Origin of the sequence: Rhodococcus sp. ARC_M12, assembly GCF_022810385.1 — a bacterium.
Taxonomy (GTDB): domain Bacteria; phylum Actinomycetota; class Actinomycetes; order Mycobacteriales; family Mycobacteriaceae; genus Rhodococcoides; species Rhodococcoides navarretei.
Genome location: NZ_JALGQI010000013.1, coordinates 30,898 through 55,354, shown reverse-complemented (window position 1 = coordinate 55,354; position 24,457 = coordinate 30,898). Strand labels below are relative to the sequence as shown.

9 protein-coding genes are annotated in these 24,457 nt (G+C 65.3%); 3 read left to right on the top strand and 6 right to left on the bottom strand.

Going from position 1 to position 24,457, the window contains the following annotated elements:
• The first annotated feature begins 19 nt into the window (after positions 1 to 19).
• Both MTX35_RS17120 and MTX35_RS17115 read left to right on the top strand, forming a co-directional pair.
• The gene (locus MTX35_RS17120) at positions 20 to 6,838 is read left to right on the top strand and encodes a non-ribosomal peptide synthetase (protein ID WP_243596120.1); all 6,819 of its coding nucleotides are present in this window, start codon (positions 20 to 22) and stop codon (positions 6,836 to 6,838) included.
• Complete coding sequence (locus MTX35_RS17115; RefSeq protein ID WP_243596119.1) at positions 6,835 to 13,221, top strand: non-ribosomal peptide synthetase; 6,387 nt, start codon at positions 6,835 to 6,837, stop codon at positions 13,219 to 13,221. Before MTX35_RS17120 ends, MTX35_RS17115 begins: the two co-directional genes overlap by 4 nt.
• A gap of 64 nt (positions 13,222 to 13,285) precedes the next feature.
• On the opposite strand, the gene MTX35_RS17110 is transcribed toward MTX35_RS17115, so the two are convergent.
• Both MTX35_RS17110 and MTX35_RS17105 read right to left on the bottom strand, forming a co-directional pair.
• On the bottom strand, positions 13,286 to 14,305 hold the full coding sequence (locus MTX35_RS17110; RefSeq protein WP_243596118.1) for an ABC transporter substrate-binding protein: 1,020 nt from the start codon (positions 14,303 to 14,305) through the stop codon (positions 13,286 to 13,288).
• 424 nt (positions 14,306 to 14,729) lie between these two features.
• On the bottom strand, positions 14,730 to 15,512 hold the full coding sequence (locus MTX35_RS17105) for a class II aldolase/adducin family protein (RefSeq protein WP_243596117.1): 783 nt from the start codon (positions 15,510 to 15,512) through the stop codon (positions 14,730 to 14,732).
• A 162-nt stretch (positions 15,513 to 15,674) separates the two neighbouring features.
• On the opposite strand from MTX35_RS17105, the gene MTX35_RS17100 reads away from it, so the two are divergent.
• Positions 15,675 to 15,923, top strand: coding sequence for a hypothetical protein (locus MTX35_RS17100; RefSeq protein WP_243596116.1), 249 nt, complete (start codon positions 15,675 to 15,677; stop codon positions 15,921 to 15,923).
• Positions 15,924 to 16,225: 302 nt separating this feature from the next.
• Here the strand turns inward: MTX35_RS17100 and MTX35_RS17095 are convergent, their stop codons facing one another.
• The 4 genes from MTX35_RS17095 to benC form a co-directional block, all read right to left on the bottom strand.
• Positions 16,226 to 17,473, bottom strand: a complete 1,248-nt coding sequence (locus tag MTX35_RS17095) for a benzoate/H(+) symporter BenE family transporter (protein WP_243596115.1) — start codon at positions 17,471 to 17,473, stop codon at positions 16,226 to 16,228.
• A complete protein-coding gene (locus MTX35_RS17090) occupies positions 17,470 to 18,819 on the bottom strand; it encodes an aromatic acid/H+ symport family MFS transporter (RefSeq protein ID WP_222089659.1) in 1,350 nt (449 codons plus the stop codon). Before MTX35_RS17090 ends, MTX35_RS17095 begins: the two co-directional genes overlap by 4 nt.
• Before the next feature lie 152 nt (positions 18,820 to 18,971).
• A complete protein-coding gene (locus tag MTX35_RS17085) occupies positions 18,972 to 21,674 on the bottom strand; it encodes a LuxR family transcriptional regulator (RefSeq protein WP_243596114.1) in 2,703 nt (900 codons plus the stop codon).
• A 60-nt stretch (positions 21,675 to 21,734) separates the two neighbouring features.
• A complete protein-coding gene (gene benC / locus MTX35_RS17080) occupies positions 21,735 to 24,449 on the bottom strand; it encodes a benzoate 1,2-dioxygenase electron transfer component BenC (RefSeq protein WP_243596113.1) in 2,715 nt (904 codons plus the stop codon).
• Positions 24,450 to 24,457 lie beyond the last annotated feature (8 nt).

Genomic DNA, 24,457 nt, shown 5'->3' with positions numbered 1-24,457 from the left:
CCACGACGAGGAGACCCGGATGACCATGCTCGACGCACCTCGAATCACCCCCGCGCAGAGAGCAGTCTGGACCGCCGCCCAGATCGACGACGGCGAGGGCACCTACGCGCTGGCGTGGCGGCTCGAACTTCCCACGACGACCGACTCCGCGCGTCTCCACCGTGCGGTCCGCGCCACCCTTGCCGCGCTACCGCATCTCGATCAGGCGCTCACACAGTCATCGGACGGCGATCTCGACATCGTCGCCGCAGTGCCCGGGCGCATCGAAACCCGTACGACGACCGGATCGGACGCGCAGCTCGCTGCGCTGGTGGCCGATGCGCGGTCGAGGATCGGGTCGCCGGACACGGGCCCGATGCATCATCACATCGTCGCCGCCGCGGACGACGGGCGACTGTGGTGGATTCAGGCCTACCATCACGTGGCGATCGACGGGCAGTCGGTGGCTGCGCTCACCGAACGCGTCGCCGACGCCTACAACGACGATCGCAGGGACCGATCGGCCCGTTCTCGAACCGACACCGCGTCGCCGCGCGGGACCCGAGACTACTGGGATGCGGTGATCGCGAGCCTGCCCGACGATCAGGGCCTGCTCGAGCATACCGGACTGTCGGTATCCCACGCGGCGATCGACCTCCCGGAGAACATCGTCGAGCGTGTCCTCGCATTGGCCGATCGCGCACATACATCGCCGCGTCGTGCTCTCGTGGGTCTGCTCAGCGCGTACGCCGCAACGACCAGACCTCCAGGGCCGCAATCCATCGGACTGGCCATCGGCGGTCATGCCCCGGCAGGGTCTCCGATCGCGATGACGTCCAGCGTCGTACCGTTCGTGCTCGAGCACAAGAGCACCAGGACTGTCGTCGACGTGCTTGCCGACGTTGAGCGGACCCTGACGCAGATGCGACCGCACACCGCGGTCGCACCCGACATGGTGACCGAGCTGCTTCGACTGCGCCGAGGGGACTCCTCACTGGTGGCACCGGGCATCAATGTGCTTGTTGCAGAACGCGACACGACCTTCGGCGGCGATCGAGCGCGACTGCGCCAGTGCTGGCTCGGTCCGGTGACGGACCTCGAATTCGTGGTGGAAGGCACTGTCGACCGTGCGAACCCCCAGGACTCGTGGCTGGCGATGGAGGTACGAGGTGCGAGCGCCGGCACAGAGATCCGGGCCCATGCGCACGCGTTGGCGGTTTTTCTGGACGCCGCGACGACCGCCCCGGAGGCTCCGATCGACTCGCTGCCCCTCGCCTCTCCGCAACACCTGCAGATGCTCGTCACCGACGTCAACGAGACCGGCCACTGCCACGCCGACCAGGACGTCGTGGAGATGTTCGAATCCTGGGCAGTTCGGACGGGCGACGCCACCGCCGTCGTAGCGGGCCCGACCCGACTGACCTACTCCGAGTTGCGGCACCGCTCGAGTCAACTCGCGCACTCGCTGGTGGCGGCGGGAGTCGGACCGGAAGCACGCGTGGCGATCGACATGACTCGGTCCGCCGAGATGGTCGTCTCCGTCATGGCCGTCCTCGCCGCAGGGGCGGCGTTCGTCCCGTTCGACCCGCAGTGGCCGCAGGCCCGCAGACGTGCGGTGGTCCGCGATGCGAACATCGTTGTGGCACTGCGAGGACCGGGTAGCTCGGAGTCGAACGAGGACACGGAAGTGCTGTCGGTAGCAGTGGCTCTCGATCGATGGGAGCACGAGAGTCGACCTTCCACCCCGCCGTCGGGGGTGCTCCGTCACGGAGCCGGTCTGGCATACGTCATCTTCACCTCGGGTTCGACGGGGCGGCCGAAAGGGGCGATGATCCGGCACGAGGCCATCGCGAGCCGGATGAGATGGCAGATCGAGCACATTCTGAAAGTGGGCCCGGGAGATGCCAGTCTCTTCAAAGCTCCACTCGCATTCGATATTTCGATCAACGAGCTCCTGCTCCCGCTCTGCTCGGGAGGAACCGTGGTCGTCGCGGGCCCCGGCGAAGACCGGGACCCGCAGCGATTGTTGGAGTTGATATCCCGTGAACGAGTGACGTTCGTGTATCTCGTCGCCTCCATGCTCGACGTGCTCCTCGAGACCAGCGCCGGGACCGACGCAATGGCGGGGGTACGTCATGTCTGGTGTGGCGGTGAAGTTCTCACCCCGGAACTGTTCTCCCGGTTCCGGGCTCGCATGAACGGGACCCTCTATCACGGGTACGGTCCGGCCGAGGCGACCATCGGGGTCTCCCATGTGGTGTACGACGGCAGCGGATCCGATCGAATATCCACCTCGATCGGGCGGCCGAATCCGGGTTGCCGGTTGTACGTGCTCGACGACCGCCTCCGGCCGCTCCCCCTGGGGATGGGAGGCGAGCTCTACGCGGCGGGTGACCTGCTCGGACGCGGCTACGTCGGTGCGTCGGGCATGTCTGCAGCGAGATTCGTCGCGGACCCCTTCGCCGCCGAGGTCGGCGGACGTGCCTACCGAACTGGTGACCGTGCTCGCTGGACGGACGGCGGAACACTCGATTTTCTCGGCCGAGCGGACAACCAGGTCAAGATCCGCGGCATGCGCGTCGAACTGGAGGAGATCGAAGCGGCCGCAGCCACACATCCCCAGGTTCGCGCTGCCGTCGTACTCGTGCACGCAGCGACATCATCGATTCTCTGCGGTTACGTGGTCCCGACGGACGTTGCGAACACGAACTCGGACAACCTTTCTCGTAGTGTTCGCGCGTATCTGGCGACGGTACTCCCCCAGCACATGATTCCCGCGCACCTGATGGTGCTCGATGCTTTCCCCACCACCGTCAACGGTAAAGTCGATCGCCGTGCCCTGCCCGCTCCGGACGTCATCGGTGCACTCTCGGGCCCGCTGACCGATGAGCAGCTGCGGTTGGCCGGTCACATCGCGACCCTGCTCGCCCGCGATTCCGGCCCGCAAGAACTGGTGGACTCCATGGGCCCGGACAGCGACTTCTTCACCCTCGGCGGAGACTCGTTGGCCGCAATGCGTCTGGTCACTCGGATCAACCGGGATCTGAACATGCAGATATCGGTGCGGGCAGTGTTCGATCACCCGACGGTCGCGGCACTGTCCGCCTACATCGACGCAGCGGACACGCCGCCGTGCACCGACGAAGAGCACAACGACGCCAGCGCAGTGCAGACCGATGAGCGCACCCGGCCGATGAACGCAGGCGAGCGTCGAATGTGGTTGGCAGACAGACTCAGTGGTCATGGTGGCACGTACACCGTGCCGCTGGCGTTCCGCGTCACCGGTCTCCTCGACCGACCCGCCCTCGAGCAGGCGCTCGCCGATGTCACCGCACGTCATCGTTCACTGCGGTCGTTGTACGTCGAGAACGACGGAGCACTGACGGTCGAGACGTTCGACCCGTACGACGAACGTGCGGTACCCACCCTGCGGCCTCACGTGGTGTCGTCGTCCGGTGTGCCGCAGGCGATCCAACAGTCGCTGCAGGAACGATTCGATCCGTCGGAGTCGATTGCACTGCGCGCCCACGTGTTCACTCACGACGACGAGAAGGATTGCGCAACGCTCGTTCTCGCCGTGCATCACATCGCCACGGACGAATGGTCCGAGCCGGCCTTGCTTCGGACCCTCTCACGCGCCTACGCAGCGCGCCATGCCGGCCGGATACCCGTGGACCTCGGCGCGGCAACGCTCCATCCGTCGGTGGTCGCAGAGGATCACGATGCCGAGATCGTCTCGTGGCGCTCACATCTGACGCCGCTACCGCCGGTCCTGGACGTGCCGGGCTGGCGCGCCGCCCGTCACTCCGGCGCACGGCCGGGACGGACGATCCGACGAGTGGTCGCCGACGACGTCGCCGCGACGGTACGGGCGGCGGCGCGTACGTGCGGGGCGAGCATGTACATGGCCACTCAGGTGGCCACCTCGATCGCACTCCGCGCGTGTGGATCGGGTGAGCACTTCCTGACGGCGTCGCCGATGTCGATCCGGTCCCCGAAGACGGGCCGCGACGATACCGACGGTGACCCCGACGACGAGGTGGGTTTCCACCTGAACACCGTTCTGCTCCGCGCGGACCTACGGGGAAACCCCACACTGCGGGAGCTCTTCGCGCGTACCCGCGACCAGACGTTGCACGCGCTCGCCCACTCGACGGCACCGTACGAGGAGGTCGTGGCTGCACTGCCTGCGCTGCGAGAGCAGCCACCGGTTCGGGTGATGGTGATCCATCAACCGCACCTTGACGGCGGGGGGTCGTTGACTCTCGGCGACGTGCAGACCGAACGGCTGCCCGTCGACACCGGGACGGCGAAATACGACGTCAGTATCACTCTGCAAGAGAATGATTCGGCGATCGGACTCATCGTCGAGTACGCAACCGATGTTGTCGACGATGACGCCGCCGACACACTGATGCGGCGAATCGAAACGGTGTTGCGACGCATGCCTGCCTCGCTGGACCTGCCGGTCGACGCACTGGATCTGCTCGACGCCCAGGACCACGCCACACTGTCCCGACTCGACGGTGCTCGACGGGACATCGAACCGGACCTGACTCTCGACAGGATCATCACCCGCACATCCCCGGTGGACGGTGCCGCGCTGATCTTCGACTATCGTCGCCGCGACCTCGGCTCCGTCCTGGGCGAAGCAGCTGCACTGGCACGGCTGATCATCGACTCCGGTCACGGACCCGAGGACGTCGTGGCCATCGCACTCGATCGGTCACCCGAACTGATCGTCTCGCTTCTCGCCGTGACCTTCTCGGGAGCCGCCTACGTGCCCCTCGATCCCGAACTTCCCGAAGCACGGATTCGGTACCTGCTCGACAACTCCGGGGCCGCCACGATCCTCACCACCGCCGATGTCGCAGCACGTCTTCCGACCTCGGATGTGCCGTTGATCGACCTCGCCGACCCATCGATTGCGACTCTGCTGGCTGCGCTACCGACCCATCCTGTGGTGGACGCCGAGCGTCGACGCCCGCTGCACGGCGACCACCCGGCGTACGTCCTCTACACGTCCGGGTCGACCGGACGACCGAAGGGCGTCGCTGTCTCCCATTCGGCCATCGTGAACCGCTTGCTCTGGGCCGCTGAGCATCACGAGATCACTGCTGCCGATGTGTTCCTGCAGAAGACCCCTGCGTCGTTCGACGTCTCTGGCTGGGAGATCTTTCTCCCGTTCGTCACCGGAACGTCGGTCGTCGTGGTGGAAGAAGGTGGCCACCGAGATCCACGGCGTCTGGCGCATCTCATCTCGACTCACGACGTGAGCATCGTCCACTTCGTCCCCTCGATGCTCGGTGAATTCCTCACCGCAGCAACGTCCGAACCTGTGAACCCAGTCCTCGACGCCAGAGCGCTGCGGCTGATCGTCTGCAGCGGCGAGCCGTTGTTATCGCAACACGCACAGTCGGTGGCCACTGTCTTTCCGCGGGCCACCCTGCTGAATCTGTACGGGCCAACCGAAGCCGCCATCGACGTGACCGCCGAGAACGTCTCGGCGCACGGCCCGGTCGCAGGCCTCGCCGTGGCGATCGGCATGCCGGTGTGGAACACCCACTGCCGCATACTCGATCACACTCTCACCGAGGTATTGCCCGGCGCCGAAGGAGACCTCTATCTCGGTGGAGCACAACTGGCCCGCGGTTACCGACACAACTCCGCACTGACCGCGAGCAGATTCGTGGCCGACCCCCGTGCCGACGTTCCCGGGGCTCGTCTCTACCACTCCGGCGACCGCGCGCGGCAACGACGCGACGGCAGTATCGAGTATCTCGGCCGCACCGACGGCCAGATCAAGCTGGCGGGCCAACGCATCGAACTGGCCGAGGTGGAGGCAGCTCTGCTCACCCATCCCGGTGTCCGGTCGGGTGCCGCCGCCGTACAGGTCACGCCGGCCGGTCCACGACTCGTCGGATACGTCGTCCCGGAATCCGGAAGAACTCTGCTCGAAAGCGATGTTCGCGCCACGGTCACACGGATCCTTCCCGCGTCATGGGTTCCGGCCCGTACAGCGATCCTGGACGAGATCCCTCTGACGTCGAGCGGGAAACTCGACCGTAAAGGCCTTCCTTCCATCGACTTTCGTGACTCCGCGTCGAAGGATCGGGTACCGACGAGCGACGGCGAGGTCGCAATTCGTGGGGCCATCGCCGAAGCGCTCGGACTCAAGGCCGCCGCCATCGGAATCGACGACGATTTCTTTCGAATCGGCGGCGACAGCATCAGTGCCATACGCACCGTCACCCTCGCACGCAGACGCGGCAGGCGGATCACCGAGATGCAGATCTTCGATCTGCGCACGGTCGCAGCGCTCGCCGAGGCCTCCCTCCGCGATGAGGAGACGACAACGACTGCACGCGAGAATATTTCGCGCGCAGACATCCCTGTTCCCCTGCCTGACCTGGCCAGGGCCGCGGTGAAATCGGGACTGGACATCGACGACCGCATCGATACGGTGCGGGCCCACATCCCCTCCCCCGACGATCTGGCTGCGACCGACCTCGATGCGGAAGTCCGCAGGGCGACAACAGCGTTGATGGAGACTTTCCCGGCATTGCGCACCCGCATCGACCGGTCACGCCGTAGATTGTGGAAGGCCTTCGAGATACATCTCGACGCGGTGAACCTCGAGACCGTCGTGCACGTGGCAGGGGTAGAGAGAGCTGCGGACGTCCTGCCCACGATCGACGTCGACACCGGCCCCTTGGTTCGCATCCACGTAGCACGAGACGACAGCGCCGGATGGTCCGCGGAGCTGTCCGTTCACCACCTCGCTCTCTCGGAGGACCTCACCGCGTCCACAGTGGCGGATCACTTTCTCGGAACTCTCGCATCAGGAGCACACCGATGACTCACACCCACGCGTCCGCACGTACCGGGCCGGCATCGAGCGCACAGGAGCGGATGCTGTTCCTCGACCAGATGGAAACGGACCGCCATGCCTACACGATGCCGGTCCACCTCGATCTGACGTCGGATCCGGATCTGGACGTCCTCGCCGATGCCCTCGCGGATGTGGCGACACGCCATGCCTCGCTGCGCAGTGTGTATTCGAACGACGCCGGCCGGGTGGTGCGCCACCTGCAGCCCGATGCCGCGGTCGAGGTAGCGGACCGTCGGGGTGAGCCCTACCGTCCACGCACGTTCGACCTCGGTGCCGAGATCCCCTTCGCCGCAGATCTGTACGACAGCTCGCGACTGGTCCTGACGGTGCACCACATCGCCGCCGACGGCGGTTCGGTGCCGATCCTGTTGAACGATCTCAGGATCGCGTACGACGCGCGTGCACGGGGCGAGGCACCGGACTGGGCAGCACCGGCGGTGGACTATGCGCAGTACGCGGAGGAGGAAGGCGTCGCCGATGTCACTGCAACGCAGCCGTTCTGGACGACGACACTCGCTCCGTACGTCGAGCCCGTCGATCTTCCGCTCGACCACGCTCGTAGCGAAGTACCGTCGACCTCGGGGCAGCTCATCGAGACGGTACTGCCCACGTTCCTCGCCGACGACATCGAGCAGTTCTGCTCCACGCATCGCATCAGCCGCCTGATCTTTCTCCAGATCGTCACTGCTCTCGCGCTGCGTGCCCACGGCGGCGGCGATCGGATCCCGATGGGCACCGCTGTCGATACCCGGCCTCCGGACGCGGTGACGGACGCGGTGGGGCTCTACGTCAATACCGTCGTTCTGCCGACCGATCTCACCGGCGATCCCACCGTGGCCGAGTTGACCGCGCGGACACGAAGTTCGACGCTCGACTGCGTCGACAATCGCGCCACCCCGTTCCACGAGGTCGTCGACTGGCTCCGCCCCACGAGAACTCCGGGTGTGCATCCGCTGTTCCAGGTGATGATTGCCGAGGTGGACACGCGGCCGCAGCCGGTGTCGCTGGGGCGCGTCGACGGAGTCCTCCGCCCCCCGGACGACGCGTCGGCCAAGTTCGATCTGATCGCAGCAATCGGTCCACGAGGCGAATCAGGGCGACTCGGCCTCGACATCGTCTACCGCCGAGAGCTGTTCGACAACAGAACCGTTCAGACGCTTCTCGACGACATGACGCTGATCGCGGCTCAGGCGGTCGCCGATCCGACCCGGCATATCTCGGAACTGGTCACCAGACCGAATGCCCCAGCTCCGCAGCACAGTCCACTACGCGTACGACCGCGCCCCGGCAGGTGGTCACGCACGCTCGCCCTGTCGCAGTCGCAGGCCCGCCGTGCGCGAGCGTCTCTCATCGGTCTCTGTCTTCGGCACGACGCGCTCTGCACCGGTCTCGAGACCGACGGTGGGACGCCTCGAAGCACTTCGATGTCGGTGACAGAGATCCTCGAGATGTCTCGAATTGCCACGGAAGGAACCACATTCGCGGCGTCGGCCGACGCCGCGCTCCGAGCCGGTTGGATCGGCGAGAGTGCTCTGCGAGTCGAGATGGCCCACGCGGCGGTCGACGAAGAATCGTGGCCGTCCATCCTCGCTGCGTTGACGAGTGATCGTTCTGTGGTGGGTGTGTCGGTGGCTCCGTCGGCGCGGTGGGCCTCGCTCGATCAGGATCTGGCAGAGGACCTCTCGATCGTCGATCACGCCGAGTCGTGGCTCGACATCGTGGACGCGGCTGTGGACGTGCTCGACAGGCGAGACAACGCGGCGTCCCTCGCGCCGATGCAGGCATCGCCCGCGAACGGTTGTGCCGAGAGTGTCGCAGCACTGTCGACGAGCGGACTTCCGGGCACCGTCGAGATCCGGACAGCCGTCCTCGAGTCGTTGCGCGAGGTGATGGCGGACGTCGTGGGACTCGCGTCGATGGTGGTGTGGGTCGAGGAGTCCGACCGAGACCGAGGCACCGAACAGGGCTACAGGACAGTGGGATCACTGCGTCGTGGTCTCCCTGTCGTCATCGATGCCGGCACCCTGCTCGGCGCAGACGCCGACCCCGAGCACGCCGCATCCTTCGGGGTCGCCGCGCACCTCAGCGACCACACCCCTGGTGTGTTCGACGACCTACCGGATGCGGATCTGCAGGTCCGCATCCATGTTTCGAGTGTCGACGGGAAAATGCAGAGTGTCGCCGAGCCCGGGGTCGACGTCAGGTTCCTTCGAGCGGACACCGGTTCGTGGTCGTGCGCATGTTCTGTGTCCGGCCTCGCCGTCCCCGACGCCGCACGCCTGGCGACGGCGATCGCGACCAGGGTGAACGCGGTGGGGTCCGGAGTCAATCGCGTGGTGGACAACGTCTTCGCAGACGGTATCGACCGCAGTACCGACATGGCCGGACTCGACACGCGGGAGCGTCGATACGTGGAGTCGCTCCTCGGCCCGCTCCGAGCGATCTACCCGACGACGTCGTTGCAGGACGGGCTGCTCTTCCATCAGCAGCTGGGTGGACAGGGCGAGGGCATCTACGTGTCGCAGACGGTGATGCGGCTCTCCGGCTCACTCGACACGGATCTGTTGCGGAGTGCCGCCGACGCCGTACTCGCTGCACACCCGCAGGTCGGTGCGGGGTATGTCCAGCTCGGCGACCGCACCGTTGCCGCAGTACCGAGGACGGCCAGGATGCCCTGGACGACGACGGATCTGCGACATTTCGACGCCGATTCGGCCCAGGTTGAGCTGACAAAATTCGAAAGACGGCAGGCTGCACAGGGATTCGACCCTGTGCAGCCGCCGCTCGTTCGACTGGGAGTGGCGCTGCTCCCCGGGGGCCAGAGTGCACTGGTGTTCACCATCGAGCACCTCGTTCTCGACGGGTGGTCGATCTGGAGATTCCTGCGGGCCATTCTCGACGAGTACACCCGGCCTGGCCACGTCGACACAACCCACCGTGCGTCGTACGACGACTACATGATGTGGCTCAGAACTCGCGATCGTGATGCGGGCCTGCAGATGTGGCGACGCCAGCTCGCCGGTACGCCCGGGCCCACACTGCTCGCTCCTCGGAACATGGCAGCATCGGTCGACCCGGCCCGGTCGGCGGACACCGTCTTTCATCTCGATCGCTCACTGACCCGCCAGGTGAAGGAACTCGCTGCGCAGACCGGCGTCACGACGAGCATCGTGTACGAACTGGCGTGGGCACTGACACTGCAGAAGTTCACCGGCCAGGACGACGTGGTGTTCGGAACCGTGGTGTCCGGTCGACCGGCCGAGATCCCCGGCATCGACGAGCTACTGGGCCTGCTGTTCAACACGGTTCCGCTGCGGGTGCGGATCGATCCCGCTCTCGCTGTTCGTGACCATCTGGCCCGCATCCAGGACGAACGACGACCGCTGCTGACCCATCCGTATCTTGCGCTGTCCGATCTCGAGCAGTGCGCTGGGCATCGTGGACTGTTCGATACGTTGTTCGTCTTCCAGAACATTCCGGTCGTGCCGCCCGACGAGCGCTTGGGTCCCGATGGTGCACTTCGGGTGGTCGACCAGAAGCTCAGTGATGCAACGCATTACGCGATGACGGTGGTGGTCGCACCGGTGGAATCCGGTGCCCGGGTGCGAATGATGCATCGACGGGACGCCCTCGACGATGCACGGGCAGCAGCCATCGCCGACACCTACCGGGCTGCGCTGGCTGCGTTGACGGCAGGGCCGGACGAGGCAGCGGCGAGGATCGCTCTGCTCACCCCGCACGAGCTCGCGTGGACGCAGCAACACTCGGGCACTCTGGACTCGGCTGTACCCGAGCACACCGTGTGGGATCTGTTCGCTGCACGCGCTGCAGATCGACCGAACGACGTGGCGTTGGTGGCAGGCGACGTCCGGTGGAGCTTTGCCGATCTTCATGCGCGTGCGCTGAACCTCGCTGCGTTGTTGCGATCGCATGGCGTCGCCGGGGAATCGAGGGTCATGCTCTTCCTCCCCCGCACCGAGCTCATGGTCGAAGCACTGTTCGGTGTCTTCGCCGCAGGCGCGGCCTACGTCCCGGTCGATACGGAGATGCCTGCCGACCGCATCGAGTACATCGTGCGCGAATCGCGTCCGCACGTCGTGCTGACGACGAGCTCGCTGGCCGTACGGCTGCAGAGCATCGCGGCAGAACAGTCGGCAGCCGTGATCGAACTCGACAACGACGGTGTAGGAAACGGACTGCCGGCACCCGGCGATGTCCCGCGGCGACTCGACCAGCTTGCCTACATCATCTACACGTCGGGATCGACCGGGCGCCCCAAAGGCGTTGCGGTCCCCTACGGCGGCTTGACGAACATGTTCGTCAACCATCGCACCGAAATCTTCGAGCCCGTCGTCGCTCGGGCCGGGAATCGGCAGTTGGCGATCGCACACACCACGTCCTTCTCGTTCGACGCGTCGTGGGAGCAGTTGTTCTGGCTGTTGGAGGGGCACAGCGTGCACGTCATCGACGAGCAGACGCGGCGTGATCCGGTAGTTCTCCTCGACTACTTCGACGCGCAGAAGATCGATGCCTTCGACGTCACACCGACGTACGGCGAGCATCTGGTCGACGCCGGTCTCCTGGCCCGTCCGCGTTGCCGGGCAACGACGCCGAACGACGACGATGCCCCGGGCCTGGTGTTCGTGTCGCTCGGCGGCGAAGCGGTGGGAGACCGCCTGTGGTCGAACCTGCGAGAAACACCGGGGACCGGTGGGTACAACCTCTACGGGCCGACCGAGTACACCATCAACGCGCTCGGTGCCGACGTACAGGACCGGTCGACTCCGACGCTGGGACGTCCCATTCTGAACACGACCGCGCACGTGCTCGACACCGCATTACGGCAATCGGCACCCGGAGTCATCGGCGAGCTCTATCTCTCGGGTGCGGGCCTCGCGCGCGGATACGACGGACGACCTGCGTTGACCGCGGAACGATTCGTGGCAAACCCGTTCACCGACAACGGTTCCCGTATGTATCGAACCGGCGATCTGGTATCGCGCGACCCCGACGGGTTGATCACCTATCACGGCCGCGCGGACAACCAGGTGAAGATCAGAGGACATCGCGTCGAGACCGGGGAAATACAGGAGGCGCTCCTGCGGCTACCCGGCATCGTGCGCGCTGCGGTGACCGTGTTCGAGCGGGCCGGTACTGCGGAACTGGCTGCATACATCCTTCTCGACGACGCATTACCGTCGGACATCACCGCGTCCTCGGTGAAAGACGGACTGCGGGAACTGATTCCGAATTACATGGTCCCAGCATCGGTCCAGGTGGTCGACAGCCTGCCACTGACGGTCAACGGGAAACTCGACGCCGGAGCGCTGCCGCCGCCGTCGGAGAACATCGAGTCGGTCGACCGTCCACGCGGCGATGTCGAATCCTTGATCGCCGACGCAGTCGAGGATGTACTGGGCGTGAGCGAGATGGGCAGGGACGACGACTTCTTCGCATTGGGTGGGCATTCCTTGGCCGCCGTCCGTTTGGCATCCCGACTGCGCACAGTGGATCTCGAACTCGGCGTGCGCGAAATCTACGCCCACCCGACAGTCGCGGGTCTGGCCCGGGCGGTGATCGACGGCGGCGGAGACAGCATGCTTGCGCCGTTGGTGGTGCTGCGCCGGGCGGGCGAGCCCGCCGTGTTCTGTCTGCAGCCGGCCGGCGGTCTCAGTTGGTCCTACATCGGCGCCTTGCGGTACCTCGATCCGTCGATATCGGTGTATGCCATTCAGGACCCGGCGTTGCAGAGCGGCGACGAAGCGATCGAGTTGACTTCGATCGAGGCACTGGTGGACGACCATGTCGCGCGGATCCGAGCCGTTCGACCGCACGGTCCGTATCACCTGCTCGGGTGGTCTTTCGGAGGGCAACTCGCACATGCGATCGCTGCACGTCTGCACGAACAGGGCGCCGTAGTGGCGTCGCTGGTACTGCTGGATTCCTACGCCGACGTCGCGGAGGCGGACACCGCCGACCGTGAGATGTTGTCGCAGAACGGCATCGAGGAAGCACAGAACAATTTCCGTCGCCATATGCAGACGGATCCGTTGCTGTCGAGCTTTTCCTCCGAGGTGCAGGGCCGGTTGGCGCGCACCCTCGGCCGTCACCTCGCGCTGTCGATACCGCCGACGGTCGGCCGCCACGCAGGCGACGCCCTGTTGATCGGAGCGTCTCGTGGAACGCCCGTCGAGATGCAGCGTCGTCGGGACCGTCAGTGGCAGGACAGAATCACCGGGACCCTCGATGCCCACTCTGTCGACCTCGAGCATGCACAGCTCGGTCAGGCTCACAACTGGTCGGTGTTCGGCGAACGAGTGGCGGACTACATCTGGAGCCGCATCCGATGAAATACCTCCACCTCGAGGGCCGAGGTGGAGGTATTCGGGCCGGTTTCGATCGGGCTCGGTGGATCTAGACGGTCGTCTTGTCGATTGCCGCGGTCAGGTCGATGATCTGCGCGGTGTAGCTCGCGTAGTTGTTGGTCGCGTCGGTCGTCCAGTCGGCAATGTTGCCGGCCTTCGCAGCGTTCACCAGCGCCCAGGTCGGCCGGTCGGCCTCCAGTTCGGCCAGCGGGGTCGAGTACGAACGCGTGTCCAGCAGAATGAGATTCGGCTGGTATTCACCGGCATTCTCCCAGTTCACCGGCGTGAAGGATCCCGAGTCGGCGGCGCGCGGGACGTCGGACTCGAGAAGATTCAGACCCCAGTTCTGGTAATCGCGCAGTTCGGGGAACTCGGCGTTTATCGCGACGTAGTACTGGTCCGATGGGGAGATTGCCATCGCGGTCAAACCCGGCTTGGCAGCGATTGCTTCCTTCAGGTCCGCGACTGCGGAGTCGTAGGCTTCGCGGTCGGCCTGGGTTGCGTCGGTATCGACGTCGGCGCCGAGTTCGGTGGCCAAGCTCTCGTAATCCTGCAGCGTCTCGGACGACGGCTTCTGCGCGGAGACCGCGAGGAACGGTGCAACCTGCTCGAGGTTCTCGGCCAGATCGGAGCTTTCCAGACCGAGGCCACCGTAGGCGTCCCCGGCGTACCAGCCGGTGATGATGACATCGGGCCTGAGGGCTGCGACCTGTTCGACGTCGATGTCGCCGTAGGCCTGTCCCACGCTTTCGATGCCATCGAGATCGAGGCCACGAAGCGGAATCGACGACTCGAAGGAGCTCCCTCCCCAGATACCGACCGGCTTGATGCCCAGCGGGATCAACGCTGCCGCGGCCTGTTCACTGGCCACGATGCGTGACGGGACCGCGTCGAGTTCGACGGTTTCTCCGCGGCCGTCCACGAAGCTGAAACCGGACTCCGAGGTGGCACCGTTCGACTCCGCCGGCCCATCGTCGGACGAGGAGCATCCGCTCAATGCTGTGACACCCACCAACGAGAGCACTGCGAAAGCCGTGGCCACTGTGTGCCGAGAGGCGGGCGCTCGCATCGGTGAGATTCTGAAGATCCGCATACTTTCCCCATCGTCGAAGTTAGGCAAACGTTGCCTATGTTGGAGACTAGTCAACCCGACGAGGGTTCGGTGTAGTTGGTTCGCCTCAGCCGGTCCGGTCAATCGGCCGGGGCCCCGACGGATGACGCTTCCGGTGCAGACGGGATCCAGGGCTTCAGAGGTTGCACCAAGGTCGCCGAACAGGACGACGCGAACCAGCAACAAGTGGCGGAGCTGACCTCCCACATTGCGGCGCTGCGAGACGAACTCGCGTTGCGTCCCGACAGGCGATGTTCGGCGGTGTCTTCAACACCCGATGGCAAAGCGTAGACAGAAAACCGCCGATCGAATTCGAACCATTCTCGGATGCCGGGTGCCGCTCCACTGAGCGGGGTTTCGGCTGCTCGGACGGAGACGCCGTTCAGTCCAACAGCTCCGGGTGCTGCGCAACGATTCGGTCGTACATCGGCTGGAACTGGAACCACCCCGCGTACTCGAGACCCACCTGGTTGTACGTCAGCTTCGCCGTCACGTCATCCAACGGTTTCGGTTCACCCGCCGCCATGGCGATGAGCTGCGCCTGACTGGACCGCTCCATTGTGATGAACCACCATGCCGCGGAGTCCACGGTCCGACCGACCGTCAGCAGACCGTGGTTCGACAGCACAATCGCCTTGCGCTGACCGAGCGCCGCACCAATTCTCCTGCCCTCCTCCAACTCTGCAACGACACCCGTGTAGTCGTCGAACACGGCGTGGTCGTCGTAGAACGCGCAGGCGTCCTGAGTCAGAGGTGCCAGCCCCATCCGCAAACTCGACAGCGCCTTGCCGTACAACGAATGTGCGTGAGCGGCCGCAACCACGTCCGGTCGAGCCGCGTGCACCTGGGAGTGGATGACGAAAGCGGCACGGTTGACCGGACGATTGCCTTCGACGATCTGACCCTCGTGATCGACCAGGATCAGATCGCTCGATTTGATCATGCTGAAATGCATACCGAAGGGGTTGACCCAGAAGTGGTCTGTCTTCTCTGGGTCCCGAGCGGTGATATGCCCCGCCACGCCTTCGTCGAAGCCGCACTGACTGAAGAGCCGGAAAGCGGCCGCCAGTCGTTGCTTTCGGTGCTGCCGTTCGTCGTCGACCGACTCGAAAACCGGCGGAGCGGGTACGTCGATTCCTGGGCGGGTCTGTGCCAATTCGGACATCGTGTTCCCTCGAGTCGCAGGTGTCGTTTCCGCGCACGACCTCGGGGCATGGGTCTACGCGTAGCGGACGATCCGCATGACAGACCTGGCAGCTGGACATCACTGCTCGGTCCTGCTTCAGTTCTACACCCGCGAGTCGCACCTCGAATCACGAAAGCCCATATGCAAATCGATGTGCTTCTTGCTGTCGCTGAAGTGGTGGCATTCGCGACTACTCGTAGCTTCTCGGTCGCAGTGTCATCGACCGTCCACCACGCGGAGTTGTCCGAACGGTTCGTTGCACCACCTGCAGCGGGCGTCGACGTAGTCGTGGCCGTCTTCACGTTCGCACTCATCCACCGCGCACCCGCTGCCGCACGAGAGCATCTGGCCACACCGGCAGCGCTCGCCGTCGCACCCCGGGTGGTGTAGCGCCCCCGGCGGGGTGCCGCAGTCGTGACACTTTCTTCTCCCGTTGGGTATCCGGCTGGGCCGCCAAGTGCAACCCACCGAATCGAGCATTTCCAGATCGCACGCCATGCAGATCGCCATGCCGTGCAGAGTCGCACAGGGCACCGACAGCAAAGGCTTCTCGTGCTCGACATTCTCGACATCTCGGCAAGCTCACACCCATCGAGATCCAGAGGAATCATCGACACTGACCGTTCTACCCATGCAGTCTGTCGTGCTCGGAGTCCAGAGCGATCGAACGACGACGATCGCAGTGCAATCCCCTACTGACGGCGATCGAGCAGGTAAGTCACGGCAACACCTGCGACCAGCCCCCAGAACGGCGCGCCGAGTCCTGCGACATCGATACCGGAAATGGTGACCAGCAAGGTGATCAGGGGCGCGAGCACCGGCCGGCCGGTCGAGTCCGAGAACGCGGCAGTGAACGCACCGCGCAGTGCCTCGAGCATGGCCAGACCTGCGAGAGCGGCGATGAACGTTGCGGGTACCACGGCAAGACCGCGCACCAGCAGCGGCGCGAGTACACCCACGACGATGGCCAATGCGCCGCAGGTCATTCCGGCGGTGTACTGCCGCGATCGGTCACCCACAGCAACGAGCAAGGCATTGGTCGGGCCGGCAAGACACGTCGACACCGCACCGAGCGGCGCCACGAGAAGCGACCAGATCCCGCAGGCGATGGTAACGACGGTCATCGGGGGCCGATGGCCCGCAGCGTTCAATACTGCAGCACCCTGACCGTTCTGAACCGCGACCACGGTGATGGCGAGCGGTATCACCAACTGCGCCATTGCTGCACCACTGAACGCCGGCGCGACGAGTTCCGGTAAGCCGATCAAGGGTAGGTCTGCCGCAGGACCGCTCACTCGGGTGAATCCGCCGGTGACCGCGAGAGCACCGAGACCGGCAACCAGAGCCGCCAGGACAGGAGGCACCCGTTTCGACCACGTCTCGGAGCGGGTCAACGCCAACCACGCCACGACCATGGTGCCGGCGACGAGTACGTCGGCCGAAACAGACTGCACCAGCCCGGTTCCGAACGACAGGAACGCGCCGGCCACCATCGCCATCACGACGCTGTGCGGCAGGAATGCCATCAGTTTCGTGACCACCCCGGTGGCTCCGAGAACGATGACGAGGACTCCGGTGGCGAGGTAGGCCCCCACGACTTCCGGCCAGGTCAGCGAGGCCAATGATTGACCGACCAGAACGGTGCCCGGAATGGTCCAGAAAAAGCTGAGCGGCATCCGGTACACCCAGCTTGCTACGACGGTCAGGATGCCGTTGAGTACGAACACTCCGAATACCCACGACGCAGTCTGCGCGGCGGTGAGTGAGCCGGCTGCCGAAGCGCCCATGATCACCGCAACGGGACCGGTCGCGCTGAAGAGCACACCGGTGGCCCCCGCGCCCACGTACTGCCCGCCGAAGTCGGCGCGCAAAGCACGCAGACTCGGCGGGCGACGCTCCGGAAGCTCGCTCGAGGTGAGACGCTCGAAAGTATTGGTCATTCAGCCACTTTCACTGCCTCGCTGGGTACTGGATCGGATCGGCGCAGGGCCCGCACGGCCGGAACCGCGGTGGTGACGAGAGCGCCGAGCAGCGCCACGACGGCAAAGATATAGAACGCGGTGGACGACGCGATGCCGGCCCCGAGCAGAATTCCGCCGAGCAGCGGCCCGAGGATGCCGCCGAGCCGGCCGAATCCGGCGCACCACGCAACACCTGCCGCGCGGGCGGTGGTGGGATAGTAGTTCGAGACGAATCCGTAGATCAACACCTGAGTACCGATGGCACCGATGCCGGCACCGGCCACGGCGACGAGCAGGACGCCGAGGGGGAAGTTCAGGGTCAGCAGAACCAACGACAGTGCCGCAAGGCAGAAGGTGACCGCGATGACGCGTTGGGGTCCGGTGCGGTCGGCGACACGGGATGCGATCAGCCCGCCGATGATGGCACCGCCATTGAGCACCAACAGGAATGACAGTGAGCCCTTGGCGTTGTAACCCGCCTCGGACATGATCTGCGGCAGCCAGGTGTTGAGGCCGTAGGTCAGCAGTAGGCCGGAGAAGCTCATCAGTCCGAGGAGAGCCGTCGGGCGAAGCAGCGGCTTGCGGGCGAGTGCTGCGAATCCGACGCGATCGCCGGCGACAACGGGCTCGGCCTCGGGCATCGGAATGCCGGTCCGAGCGCAGATCTCCTGTGCATCGGCGATGCGTCCGTGCGCCAACAGCCACCGCGGTGACTCCGGCATCCGAAGCAGCGCCAGCGGCAACAGCACGAACAGCGGGAGTGCGCCGATCCAGAACAGGCCGCGCCAGCCGATCGAATCCTGCAGGGTGATCGCGGCCAGGGACGCCAGCACACCGCCGGCCGGAATGCCGCTGTAGACGATGGCGTTGAACAGGTTTCGCCGTCCGGGTGGTGCGAATTCGGCGATCATGGCACCGACGGTGGCGACGAGTCCGCCGACTCCGATGCCCGTCAGGAACCGAAGTATGCCGAACATGGTGATGTTCTGTGCGAGTGCGGTCGCCCCCATTCCGAGCGAGAACCAGACGATGCACGTCAACATCGTTCTGCGACGGCCGATCCGATCTCCGAAGGCTCCGGCCGTCAACGCGCCGACCATGACTCCGATCAGAGCGTAGGAACCGAGCGCGCCTGCAGTCTCCGGATCCAGTGCTCCGAGTTGGGCGGAATCGGCGAGCAGGGTCGGTAGTACGGTGCCGTAGACGACGAGGTCGTAGCCGTCGAAAACGATTGCCGCCGTCGACAGTGCGACGATCCACAGCACGCTTCGGCGGTGTCGTTCGCTTGCCCAACTGGTGTTGGCGGTGGAGTCCGGTGCAGTCATCGGGTGTCCTTTTCGGTCAGGGAGTACCGCATGGAAGCTGAATCGGCGCTGATGGCCGAGCGGGTGGGATAACTGTCCCAATCTGTGCGCCATGTCACACCAGGGCTTTGCCTAGTGCTTACCTCGACATTGCGAAACTTGTTGTGCTCCAATCATGTTGTCGAGGATTCGTCGGTCGGACGGGCAGCGGCCAATTCGGCCCTGGAACGGATGCCCATCTTGGCGTACACGCGGGTGAGATGGAACTGAACAGTCTTGACCGACAGGAACAATTCGGCGGCGACCTCGCGATTCGTCATTCCGGTGGCGACCAGGCTCGAGACGGCGTCCTCCTGGGGGGTCAATGCATCGTGAGCTCTGTCCTTCAGAACGGCGTGTACGCCACCGGCTTTGAGTTCACGGTCGCACCGTCGTACGTACGTGGTGGCACCCAATGCCAGATAGCCCTCGCGTGCCGCGCTGACCACGGCATCGGCCTCGCGTCGTTTCCCGGCTCTGCGCAGGGTCTGCCCATAGGCATAGTTGACTCGGGCGCGGTCGTACATCAGGGGCAGCGGTGCCAACGAGGCCAAGGCGTCCTCGAATGATGCTCGGGCAGAATCGAGATCACCCATTGCGCCGTGCAGTCGGCCACGAGCACAGGCAAGGCGGGCGTGTGCGGAGCGATGACCACGATCACGCACTCTGGCCTCGTGTGGAATCAGAAATTCGTGCGCCTCGTCGAGTCGGCCCTCGACAATCAACGCATTGGCGTACACATCGGGCCACGCCCAGAAACCGGGTTCGGATACGTCGAACTGAGCCCACTGCTCGGTCAACGGGGCAAGGGCGCGCAGAACCCCGGCATAGTCGGCTCGAGCCTCAGCGATGGCCGCACGACCGAGAGCCGATGGCACCCTCATGATTTCGTAGTCACGTGCGCCGGAATCACCGCGGTGTGCGCTGGTTGCGGCGGCCACCCAGTCTCCGCGGAGCGCGTGGATCTGAGTCGCGGTCCACTGGAGCAGCGGAACGATCAATGCGGCACCGGAACGGTCGGCCAGGTCGGAACCAGCTCCCACCAACCGAAGCGCCGCATCCCACTCGCCGGTGACGAAATAGATGCGCGCCAGCCAACCGTGAGCCCACAACGAGATTCGCGTCGAACCGCCGAGGAAGTCGGTGGGTGCTGCGGCTTCGAGTTCCGAGCGTGCGAGATCGATGTGGTCCGTTGCGAAGTGGAGCCAGCCCGCACCCATCTGCACCCGTTGTCCGACGGCCCCGGTACTGGCGTGACCCCACAGGTCTCGGTAGCTGCTCAGCGCTTCCGCGACACGCCCCGTGCCCGCCAGACCGAGGCCTCGAATGGACTGCGCCTCCACCGCGGTTGCGTGGTCGGCTCCGACGAGTTCGACTGCGCGATCGGCCCACAGCACGAGGTTGGCGCCGTCGCAGCGCGCCAAATTGTGCAGTACCTGCCGATGACAGATCACAGCGGCCACCTCGGGGTCGTGCCGCGTCCGTACCAGTTGCCATGCCCGGGTGAGTCGAGCTTCGGCCTCGTTGGGGCGCCCGCGCAGGATGGCCAGATAGCCGAGTACGGCATTGCGCGTGGGGGTTTCGCGGAGACTTTCGATCTCGGCGATGTAGTCCGACGCCGTCCGCATGTCACCGGCGCCGATGAGGGCGTCCACCGCGCGAACGAGCCGATCCTCGCGCGCATGCGGTTCCTGGGTCGATCGACTCGACAGAAGGTACAGCCTTGCCGCCGTGGCCCATTCGCCGATTCCTGCACGTGTCGCTGCGAGTGCGTCCAAGCGGTCCGAGACCAGTGGATCGGGCAGTGGCGACGCGTGGACCAGGTGCGCCAGCTGATCGGCCGGATCGGCCTCGGCTGCTGCAGCGGCTCGATGCACCTGCGCGCGCTCGACCCTGCCCATCGTCGCGAGCACCGCGGCGCGGATCGTTGGATCGTGAACCTCGAGGATGGTCGCCGCGGAGCTGCGTCGGACGGTCACCAGGGCACATTGTTCGGCGAGATCGACAGCAGGCCAGGGATCGTCGATGCCGGCGACCTCGCACACCGTGGTCAGCGGTCGGCCGTCTTCGAGAACGGTGGCAGCCGAGACCAGACGCCGAGCATCGTCGGTGCAGAGAGCGAGAGCGGTCCGAACGTCTGCTTCCACGAAGGCGGGCGCAGGTAGGTCGGGGCGAACGCCCTTCCATGTCTCGCGCGGCACCTCGTCCAGCAGCGCAACGGCGTGCCGAGGACGTCCGCCGGTGTGACGTGTCAGGTGAGCAGCCGAGGACGGTGACAGGATGATCCCCTGAAGTGCTGCGAGTTCGGCTACGGCCGACACCGTCAGCGACGGTACCGCCACGGACAGGTCGGCAGCGCGATCGAGAACCCGGTGCGACTCGACACAGCCGTCGGGCAAAGGCTTTCGAGTACATACGACCGCGAGTCTCGCGGATCGATGGTGCCGAACGGCGGAGGCGAGGGCACGGAGCGAGTCCGGGTCACAGTCGTGCGCGTCGTCGATCAGCAGGATCGTCACGCCGTCCGTCGACAAAGCGTCGGCGATGCGGTGTCCCCACTCGACCGGGTTCGTCCCATCGATCCGGACTCCCGGGACGAGTTGCATGACGAGGCCGAACGGCACCTGTGTTTCCCACGGCACCGAAGCTGCACGGCGCACGACCGTGTGCTCCCCCTCGCTGCCGACCGTCCGTTCGACTTCACGCAGAATCGACGATGCTCCGATGCCTGCCGGGCCGGTCAGCACTACGAAAGCCGACGTCGTCGCCGAGGCTTCGACCGCCCGAATCAGGACGTCCAGCAGTTCACCGCGGCCGATCAACGGTGAAGGGGACATGACGTCACCGTATCCGTGGTGCGCGAGTGCGTCCGGCGATCGAACCAACACGGTCATGACTCAGCCCGGGTCGCCGCCGGCCACCGGGAGCACGGTGCCGGTGATGTACGACGCCTCGTCGGAGGCGAGGAAGCAGATCGCTGCGGCTTGCTCGTCGAGAGTTCCGTAGCGCTTGAGCAGTGACGACTCCACAGTCTGGTCGACAATCGCCTGGTACCAATCCTTTTCCTGTTCCGTCGACGGCGCGGGCCCACGAGCGACGCGTCGCGGCGGTGCGTCGGTACCACCGGGGGCCGTGGCGACCACTCGAACACCGTGCGGAGCCGCCTCGAGAGCCAGAGTCGCCGTGATGGCGTTGACGCCCCCTTTCGCGGCTGCGTAGGGGACCCGGTGGATGCCGCGGGTGGCGACCGAGGAGACGTTGACGATGGTGCCGGCACCGCGTTCGATCATGTGCGGGATCACCGCGCGGCAGGACCACAGGGTCGGGAACAGCGACCGGGAGATTTCCTTCTCGATCTGCTCCGGCGGGTACTCGGCGAACGGTTTGGCCCAGATGGTGCCGCCGACGACGTGAATGGACACATCGACGCGTCCGTACGCGGTGAGTGCAGCGTCCACCACCGACGAAGCACCCTTCCAGGTTTCTAGGTCGGCGATCACTGGCGTGGCCTCGACATCGTCTTGCCGAAATTCCTCGGTGAGAGATTCGACCAACTCGGACCGGTCGGCCAGAATCAGTGCTCCGCCTTCGGCTCCGATCCGTCGGGCCACGAATTCCCCGATGCCCTGGGCCGCGCCGGTGATCAGCACGACCTTGCCTGCGAATCGACCTGGGCTGACGAACTTGGGTCTCTTGTTCGTCCGGGATTCGTGCATGGCGCGTTTCATCGTCGCCTTCGAACGGTCGGCGTGATCGGCGATCAATGTCCGTGCGCGCTCGCGATCCCCGGCCTCGAACGCGTCGACGATGTCCAAGTGGTCCTGAGCGCAGAGCGGATCGCACCAGGTCGCGTTGCGCAACACGTCCTCCATGGCAGCCTTGACGCCGAGAGCCCGATAGGCCTGCAGCAGATGCTCGTTGCCTGTTTGTGTGAAGAGGTAGTCGTGAAAAGCAGCGTTGGTCTCGGTGTACGCGGCGGCATCGACGAACCGATCGCCGTCGACGTAGCGAGTGGTGGTCTCGGCCAACAGCCGGTATCCGGAGATCTGCTGCGAGGACAGTCGGCCGATCACGAGTTCGAGGGCACCGAGTTCGAGAGCGCGCCTGGCCTCGAACACTGCGTCCGACTCGTGTACCGAGGGATGCTCCTCGCCGATCTCGTACCCCGAACTCGAAGCCGGGGCAGGTTCGGGACTGCGTGCGACGAGCGGCTCGATATCCCGTGAAGGCCAGATGCGCTGCGCTGCAACGGAGTGTGCCTCCGGTGTCTGCAGCAGATCGGCGCTCTCGTCCAATCCGACCCGACCGGCAGTGGACCCGGCCACGGCGATGCGCTGACCGGCGATCTCGCGCAGGGTGTCTGCCTCCTCTGTTGCCGACATGCCGGTGCCGTGCGAGCGCAGAGGCTCCGCCACCCGACTGCCGAACACGGCTCGTCCGAAGATGCTCCTGCCATCGACAGCGGGTTCGAGGTCGGCCGATGCCGCAGGTATGACGTCGGCATCGGCTGTGCCGACTGCCGCGTCGATGGTCGATGTCCGGTCGTCGTTCGCCAGAACCGCTGTTGCAGAATCGGTGTCGTCGTCGAGACTCTCCTTCGCAGCTGCCGAGGACGGCGCGAACTTCTCGTAGTAGAAGCCGGTCGGTTCGATGCCTGCCTCGGTGAAGTGCGTTCGGACGGCCTCCACCATGGGAGGCGGCCCACACAGGTACACCGCGACATCGCCGCTGTTGAGATGCGCTTCGGTCAACAGAGCAGTGACGTATCCTTTGTTGGCAGCGGTGGTGGAGGGGTCCGAAACACAGTGATCCCACGTGAATCCATACAATGTCGAGGCCAAGCCAGCGAGCTCGTCCAGCTGGACGACATCGTCGTCGGTGCTGGCGCCGTACACGAGATGCACGGAACGAGAGCTCGATTCGGCCGCCATCGTACGCAGAATCGACAGGATGGGAGCCAATCCGGTGCCGCCGGCCAACAGCAGCGCAGGTCGCTGAGCCTCGCGCAGAAAGAAACTGCCGTGTGGGCCGGTGAACGAGATCTTGTCGCCCACGGCCGCGGTGTCGCTCAGGTAGGTGGACATCAGTCCGCCCGGGGTGAGCTTGACCAGAAACTCCAACTCCTCCGATCCGGAGACGCAACTGAAGGAGTAGGACCGGGTTTCCTCTGAGCCGGGGACGGTGATGTTGACGTACTGACCGGGGAGGAAGGCGAGCGTGCCAGCTGCCGGTGCCTCGACAGCGAGCCTGACCGTCGTGGGAGAGAGTTTCTCCACGGCGGCCACGACCGTGTCATGCGTCGCCGCTTGGGTTTTGGCCACCGCCGAGGTGCTGGCAATCTGCAGCACCAGATCGGAAGTGGGCTTCATGCTGCAGGGCAGACAGTAGCCCTCGTCCGATTCCGACTGCGAGAGCGCGTCGTCGAGGTAGGTACCGCCGTCGTACTCACCGGATTCGCACAGCGCCTTGCAGGTGCCGCAGGCACCGTCCCGGCAGTCGAGAGGAATGTTGATCCGCGATCGGTAGGCGGCGTCGGCGACGGTCTGTTCGTCCTCGCAGGTGATGAAGCGGGTGACGCCGTCCTCGAAGGACAGTGCGACGGAATGACTCACGATGGAAC

What these genes read in the sequence shown, in the direction of transcription:
- MTX35_RS17120 (WP_243596120.1), top strand. Translation starts at nt 20, where the DNA reads ATGACCATGCTCGACGCACCTCGAATCACCCCCGCGCAGAGAGCAGTC.
- MTX35_RS17115 (WP_243596119.1), top strand. Translation starts at nt 6,835, where the DNA reads ATGACTCACACCCACGCGTCCGCACGTACCGGGCCGGCATCGAGCGCA.
- MTX35_RS17110 (WP_243596118.1), bottom strand. Translation starts at nt 14,305, where the DNA reads ATGCGAGCGCCCGCCTCTCGGCACACAGTGGCCACGGCTTTCGCAGTG.
- MTX35_RS17105 (WP_243596117.1), bottom strand. Translation starts at nt 15,512, where the DNA reads ATGTCCGAATTGGCACAGACCCGCCCAGGAATCGACGTACCCGCTCCG.
- MTX35_RS17100 (WP_243596116.1), top strand. Translation starts at nt 15,675, where the DNA reads ATGCAAATCGATGTGCTTCTTGCTGTCGCTGAAGTGGTGGCATTCGCG.
- MTX35_RS17095 (WP_243596115.1), bottom strand. Translation starts at nt 17,473, where the DNA reads ATGACCAATACTTTCGAGCGTCTCACCTCGAGCGAGCTTCCGGAGCGT.
- MTX35_RS17090 (WP_222089659.1), bottom strand. Translation starts at nt 18,819, where the DNA reads ATGACTGCACCGGACTCCACCGCCAACACCAGTTGGGCAAGCGAACGA.
- MTX35_RS17085 (WP_243596114.1), bottom strand. Translation starts at nt 21,674, where the DNA reads ATGTCCCCTTCACCGTTGATCGGCCGCGGTGAACTGCTGGACGTCCTG.